The sequence below is a fragment of the Chloroflexus sp. genome (genome assembly GCF_034434295.1).
Classification (GTDB): Bacteria; Chloroflexota; Chloroflexia; order Chloroflexales; family Chloroflexaceae; genus Chloroflexus.
The window spans coordinates 1-7,123 of the sequence record NZ_DAOTZQ010000018.1 but is presented as its reverse complement, the minus strand read 5'-3'; the positions used below and the strand labels follow the sequence as shown (position 1 = coordinate 7,123).

The window sequence follows — 7,123 nt, the reverse complement described above, 5'->3', positions numbered from 1 at the left end:
ACGTGCTCCAGTTCTCCCGTTTGGTGATGCCGGGAATCACCATCACGTCCGGGCTGTGTGGCCGTAGTCCGGGCACGTCCCAGGCGATGCGGATATCGCTCATCACGATGGCTTCGCCGGTGCGTTCGAGCCGCGCCTGGAGCACATCGGTGAGATAGCGCTGGTCGGTTTCGTGACGGATGCTATGCACGATGAAGTCTCCCACCTCGGGATGGAGAACATCCTCGAGGGTGAGCGGCACCTGCTCGAGATGATGCGGGTCGTCGGGGGTGGGACGATGCACAAAGCGCCAGCCGTAGCGAAACGGATCGTCGGCTGAAACCGATGGTGGGTCGGGAACCAGCGTGGTTTTGGGCGACGGTTGGCTCATAATGAAACCTCCCTGGTGGGGTGGGTAGCGGTTGGGAACCAGTTCTGGGGTAGTATTGTACCACAGCGGCTATCTGGAATGCTGGTCGGTGGCTGGCGAGTTGCACACCGGGGGTGCGATGGAGAGCAGGCGGGAGGGAGGGGTGGGGCATAAGGCACTCCTGGCTCAACACGGCGTTCTGATATATAAACCGTGTTAGGAGCGCAAAAGTGACGCGGATATTTGCAAAAGATGGTGAAGAAGATCGTCTGAGTGGGAGGGGCGTGTCGGCGTGCTGGTTTGAGAGGTTGTTCAGGATACTAAAGTCAGCCAGTTTCATTGCCGTGCTGACGACAGACACACTCTGGTGATGTTGTGATCAAGAACACCATGTCGTTCGGTCAGCCCAGTCGGACGGTCAGGTATCTGGGGAGACAATGTGTTAACGTTTGCGGAGCTGCAGTAGTCCACGGGGGGAGTCAGGTCGTGTCGTTCGGTCAGCTTCAGTGGGGCGGCAATGGGGTGAGACCGGGTTGTAAACCACCATTCCTGGGCAACTCGATGATCGTGACGAGCACACATGGTATCCTCGTGACCAGCCGGGTCAACGGTGTACCACGTGCCGAATCGTGAGCACGGCTGCCGCACTCCAAACGCCGCGACACGCGCATGACGAGCGGCTAAGGCAACCGATCCGGTGCGAGGTGTCACTGGCGATGGTCGGTAGTCTGGGAGCAGGATAGGCTGTCTTTGTTGATTAGCAAGCGTTTATGCGCCTGTGCGATATTCTGTCAGCACGACAGCACAGCTTTTATGAAATAAGTTCGACTGTCGTTCCCTGCCAATCTGCCGATTACGCCTGGCACTCCTTCCTCGCTGGCGATCAGAACCGCAGTGGCTTTCACGAGCGGTAGAGTAGCAATCTGCCGCTTATTGCTTACCTGCTAATGCGTAGCGAATACCTTCTTGCAGGGTAGCCTTTGTCTTCATCGCACCTAAGTCAGCGCCGATATGCACCAACGTCTGAGCAATTTCAGGACTAATTCCGGTTAAGACGACTTCAGCACCCAGCATCCGGGCGGCTTGTGCTGCACGAATCAGCGCTCCGGCAACCTGCGTATCAACGACTTTCACGCCGGTAATATCAATAATGGCGACCCGCGCCTTGTATTCGGCTACACCGTACAACAAACTTTCCATAATTTGCTGAGCCCGTGCTGTGTCGATAGCTCCGATCAGCGGCATCACAACTACACCATCAGCAATTGGCATGAGTGGTGTACTTAGTTCGCGCAATGTGGCCTGTTGCGCTTGAATAATCTGCTCTTGCATGACTGCTCGTTCACGTTCGGCCTGACGTTGGGCAGTAATGTTGCGGGAAAGCACCATGACGTTATCTTGCAGCAAGACCATGCGCGCTTCGTACTCCTCGACCTGGTTGTCAATTTCAATCTGATACTCGAACGTCTGCATCTCGCTATCACGCCGGAGAACTTCGATTCGTTGCAAGATTTGTGTAGCGAGTTCAGGTGGCAGTACCTCAGTCACGTGGCGCTTGAGGAACAGTTCAGGGGGTACCAGCAGGCGACCGGTAGGATCAGGCTTGTAGTCGAGGAAGATGCCATCGATGCTGAGTAAGAACATGAGATCGGGAATGGCAGCCAGTAGTGTCCGGTTCCGTTGTTCGCTTTGTCGCAGCTCTTCTTCAGCTTCAATCTGAGCCGTCACATCGCGGTTAATTGATGCAAAGCCGGTCAGTTGACCTTCACGATTGTACAAGCCAAGTGCGGAAGCCTGTGCCGTTATGAGTGATCCGTCGCCACGCACATAGCGAATAGTTGTGTGAACGGTCTGACCCTGCTGCAATGTTTCGGCGATCTCTACCAGTTGCTGGTGATCACCGGGATAGGTAATGTCAACGACAGTTTTCCCAATCAGTGACTCGTAGCCAAGCATGGTGCAAAGAGCCTGGTTGGTATATGTTATGCGTAATTGTGTATCGGCGATGGCAATACCATCAGGGGCAAGTTCGACCAGGAGTTTAAAGGTTTGTAGTTCTTCTTCCTGCTGTTGCTGCTTTGTGCGCATGTGATAAAGCTGGTCAATATCGTGAGCAATGGCAGTAAGTGATGAGAACTCACCGTTGTCGTTGTAGTGCAGTGAAATTGTCCAGCGCAAATGCTGGGTAGAACCATCGCGGAGGAGAAGTCGGCTTTCAAATGTGTCAGAGAGTTGTTGTTGTGCGATCAATGCACGAAAGTGTTGTCGTGCCTGATTTTGCTCTTCAGGGTGAATGAATGTCCAGGCAATTTGCTGAAGACATTCTTCAGGAGGCACGCCGAAGTACCGCTGACAGGCCGGATTGATGTATGTGATTCGGCCGTCGGAATCTATTTCTACCACCAGAAGATTGGTCGTTTCGATAATGCGTCGTAATCGATCACGTTGTGCTATACACTCAGCAAGCATTCTGTCTGTTGAGTTATCGTTGAGATTCATAACATGTTTTCCTGGCTGTCTTTTGTTATAAAATCCACATCTACTATACCATCTCTATTGTGTTTAAACCAGATAAGATTGGGTGTAGAGAATACGAACTTTGGTAACATCTCCGATTATGGTGGGGGTATTCTTCCGACGTTGTGGTGTGATCGTGGGTTATCTTTTGGGTAAGGAACTGTGAAACTCTCGTGAACCGTGCCGGGTCCTTCCTTGTTGGTGGGAACCAGTTACTCCACGGCTCGCTTGTTTGACGCTCCTCCTTTTTGTTGGTATGATCGCTCTAAAGGAAAAAAAACAATGGTTTCCTTTCCTCTCCCTGCAACAGGAGTTTGCTATGCCCGGTGACGATAAAACTGAGTCGCGAAAAATAGATCATATTCGAATAGTGTTGAATGAGGATGTGGCTGCTAAGGGCATCGTTACCGGGTTTGCTGCGTATCGTCTCCCGCACCGTGCCCTGCCTGAGCTTGATCTTAATGAGGTTGATACCCGTACCACGTTTCTGGGTAAACCCATTGCCGCACCGTTGCTGATCAGTTCGATGACTGGTGGTACGGCCAGTGCTGAAAAGATTAATCTGTCATTGGCTGAAGCTGCTGAGCATCTCGGTTTGCCGATGGGAGTTGGCTCGCAGCGGGCCGCAGTGATGGATCCCCGGCTTGCGTCTACCTATCAGGTGCGACGAGTCGCGCCGCATATTCCCTTGCTGGCGAATGTTGGTGCTGTGCAGCTCAATTATGGCTTCACCGTCGATCATTGCCGCCGGGCAGTGGAGATGATTGAGGCTGATGCGCTGATTTTGCATCTCAATCCGCTTCAGGAGGCTGTCCAGCCCGAGGGAGATGTCAATTTTAAAGGATTGTTGGCCAGGATCGAAGAGGTTTGTCGGCGGCTAGAGGTACCGGTCATCGTGAAAGAGGTCGGTAATGGCATCGGTGCTGCTGATGCGATTCGACTCTATGAGGTAGGCGTGCGCATTATCGATGTAGCCGGTGCTGGGGGGACCAGTTGGAGTGAAGTTGAACGCTTTCGTCAACCAAACGACACTGGGCGCCGGGTGGCGAGCGCTTTTGCCGATTGGGGGCTGCCGACAACCGAGTGTATACGCGAGGTGCGCGCCGCGTTACCCGATGTGACACTCATTGCTTCAGGTGGTGTGCGGAGTGGGGTGGACGTTGCGAAGGCGATTGCGCTGGGTGCCGATCTGGCCGGCACTGCTCGTCCGGCACTCTTCGATGCTATCAATGAGCGGGGGGCTGAGGCAGTGATTGAAGGGTTAGGAGCATTTATCCGCGAACTGCGGGTTGCTATGTTTTGTAGCGGCTGTGCCAATCTTCAGGCGCTGCGTAATCTGCGCCTGGGTGAGCGCTCGTAGCCTGCGGCAATGGCCGATATATGTATGTTCACCATCTGTTTCTGCGCGATTTTCGCAACTATCGACGCCTTGATCTCGCGTTAGCACCGGCAACCACTCTCTTTTACGGGCCAAATGCCGCTGGTAAAACGAGTCTGCTTGAAGCAATCTTCTATCTCGCGACAACGCGCTCGCCGCGCCTGAGTAGTGATCGTGAACTGGTACGCTGGGATGCGGTGGGAGAGGCAGGTGCCCCGCCGTTTGCTCGTATCGCTGCCGATGTCGAGCGGCGGATTGGGCCGGTGCGCCTGGAGGTGTTGGTGCAGCGGCGGGCAAACGATGATGGGCAGCCACTGAACGGTGCGCAAAAGCTGGTGCGGATTGATAAGCGTCCGGCGCGAGCAATCGATCTGATAGGTCAGTTGCGGGTGGTGCTCTTCACGCCTACCGATCTGACGCTGGTTGATGGACCACCAGCAGAACGGCGACGTTACCTCGATATCACGCTCTCGCAGCTCGATCCGCATTACGTGCGCACACTAGCGCATTATCAGAAGATACTTCTGCAACGAAATAGTTTGTTACGCGCCTGGCGCGAACAGCGACGAGTACCACGCCACGTTGATGCCGAGCTGGCCTATTGGGATCAGGAGCTGGCGGCGGCTGGCGGGTATCTGCTGTCCGAACGGTTACGTGCAATTGTTGAACTCAATGATCTGGCCGGCCCACTCTATCAGGAGATGAGCGGTGGTGAAGATCGGTTGCAGATCGAGTATGCGGCCAGTTGTGACCTGGGAACTGCAAGAGATTCCGGCGGATTGGCCGAGCGCTTGCTGTTGGCGTTTGCGGCTCAGCGCAGTGATGAACTGGCCCGTGGTCAGACCCTCTGCGGTCCTCATCGCGACGATCTGCTCTTTACGGTGGCCGGGATCAATCTCGGTCGCTACGGTTCCCGTGGTCAGCAACGTTCGATTGCGCTGGCGTTGAAGATTGGTGAGGCTGGTTTGATGCGACGGCGCAGCGGTGAAGCACCAGTGCTGCTGCTCGATGATGTATTGAGTGAGCTTGATGCTCAGCGCCGCACCCATCTCCTTGCTTTGATCCATCATCCCGATCAGCAGACGCTGCTTACCGCTACCGACCTCAGCGATTTCAGCGCTGATTTCCTGGCTGCTGTCCGTCGCTATCGGATTGAAGATGGTCAGGTGTTTGCCGGCTGAAGTCGGCGGTAGATAAATGTGAGTTGACGCAATCTGTCGGCCAGTTCTGCGCTGAGTGCTTCAGCCGAAAAGCGCCATGCCCAGTTACCACCCAACCGACCGGGTGTGTTCATGCGCGCCTCTGATCCCAGACGTAAAACGTCTTGCAATGGCGTAATTGCATAGTTGGCGACAGACATCATGCCCAGACGCATTAAATCCCAGGCAATATCAATCGTCTCTTCATTACGACCAAGGTAGGTCAGCACTGCCGCACGGGTAGCCGGATCGAGGGTGGCAAACCAGCCAATCGTCGTGTCATTGTCGTGCGTGCCGGTGTAGACGACATAATTCGGCGTGTAGTTGTGGGGCAGGTAGGGATTGGTCGGATTATCCCCGAAAGCGAACTGGAGTACCTTCATCCCAGGTAGTTCAAACGTCTGACGGAGGGCTTCAACTTCAGGGGTAATCAAACCGAGGTCTTCGGCAATGATAGGAAGTGTTCCCAGCTCGGCCTGCAAGACATTGAAAAGATCGGCGCCCGGCCCTGTTACCCAGCGCCCATCTACCGCAGTTGGTGCACTCGCCGGTACTTCCCAATAGGCTTCAAACCCGCGAAAATGGTCGAGACGCAAGATGTCGTAGAGTGTGAACGCCTGGCGCATGCGGGCAACCCACCAGCGGTAACCGGTGGCGGCCATGCGTTCCCAGCGATAGAGAGGATTGCCCCAGCGTTGACCGGTGGCGCTGAAGTAGTCTGGTGGTACACCGGCAACCACGGTTGGTCGACCATGTTCATCAACAAAAAAGAGATCACGATTGGCCCACACATCGGCACTGTCATCGGCAACAAAAATGGGAGCATCGCCGATGATCAGCACACCCTGTTGATTGGCATAGGCTTTGAGTGATTGCCACTGGCGGAAGAAGAGAAATTGCAGGTACTGATGGTAAGCCATCGTTGTCGCCAGTTCATGCTGGGCCTGGGCAAGGGCGGCTGGTTCACGATCACGCAGATCGGGACGCCAGTCATGCCAGCTTACACCTCCTTGCGCTTCCTTGATGGCCATAAATTGGGCATAATCGGCCAGCCACTCCGCGTTGGCTTCACAGAACCGCTGGTAGTCCGGGCGCAAGTGCGCACCATGACCGCTCTGGAATCGCTCGAAGCTACGACGTAGCAGGGATTGTTTGGCTGGAATGAGGGCTCCGTAATCAACCCGCTCGACGGGTAAACTGGCCAGTGTCGATCGTGCTTCCTCAATCGTGAGTAGTCCCTGTTCAATGATGTCATCCAGGCTGATTAACAATGGATTGCCGGCAAAAGCCGAAAAGCACTGGTAGGGCGAGTCACCGTAGCCGGTAGGGCCAAGCGGGAGCACCTGCCAGAGTGATTGCCCCGCCGCAACCAGAAAATCAACGAATCGATATGCCATCGATCCAAGATCACCAATTCCCCACGGGCCGGGTAGGGATGAGGGGTGAAGGAGAATGCCACTTGCCCGTTGCAGTCCAAATCCTCGCACCTGAACCGGAGAGCCGTTAGTTGTTGTCATATTCATTCTACATCCGCCATCAATACAGCACCTGTATAGAAACTGAGCGGTATTGTAGCATATTGTTGTGGATGCAATCAATTTGGCGGGCAGGAGGGTGGAGGAGATAGGAGATAGGAAATGGAAAGAAGGGGAGGTAGGAAGGAGGAGAGAGGAGTGAGGT

The 7,123-nt window shown here is 54.7% G+C and carries 4 protein-coding genes and 1 pseudogene; 2 read left to right on the top strand and 3 right to left on the bottom strand.

Going from position 1 to position 7,123, the window contains the following annotated elements:
- Both VAE57_RS03490 and VAE57_RS03485 read right to left on the bottom strand, forming a co-directional pair.
- A pseudogene (locus tag VAE57_RS03490) lies at positions 1-370 on the bottom strand (Uma2 family endonuclease); the annotation flags it as partial.
- A 909-nt stretch (positions 371-1,279) separates the two neighbouring features.
- Complete coding sequence (locus VAE57_RS03485) at positions 1,280-2,848, bottom strand: PAS domain S-box protein (RefSeq protein WP_322820513.1); 1,569 nt, start codon at positions 2,846-2,848, stop codon at positions 1,280-1,282.
- Positions 2,849-3,185: 337 nt separating this feature from the next.
- Here VAE57_RS03485 and fni point away from each other — a divergent pair, with 337 nt between their 5' ends.
- On the top strand, positions 3,186-4,226 hold the full coding sequence (gene fni / locus VAE57_RS03480; protein WP_322820512.1) for a type 2 isopentenyl-diphosphate Delta-isomerase: 1,041 nt from the start codon (positions 3,186-3,188) through the stop codon (positions 4,224-4,226).
- Between the two features lie 20 nt (positions 4,227-4,246).
- A complete protein-coding gene (gene recF / locus VAE57_RS03475; protein WP_322820511.1) occupies positions 4,247-5,425 on the top strand; it encodes a DNA replication/repair protein RecF in 1,179 nt (392 codons plus the stop codon).
- Here recF and malQ read toward each other — a convergent pair.
- A complete protein-coding gene (gene malQ, locus VAE57_RS03470) occupies positions 5,407-6,960 on the bottom strand; it encodes a 4-alpha-glucanotransferase (protein WP_322820510.1) in 1,554 nt (517 codons plus the stop codon). The two genes, recF and malQ, sit on opposite strands and share 19 nt — an antisense overlap.
- Between the last annotated feature and the right edge of the window lie 163 nt (positions 6,961-7,123).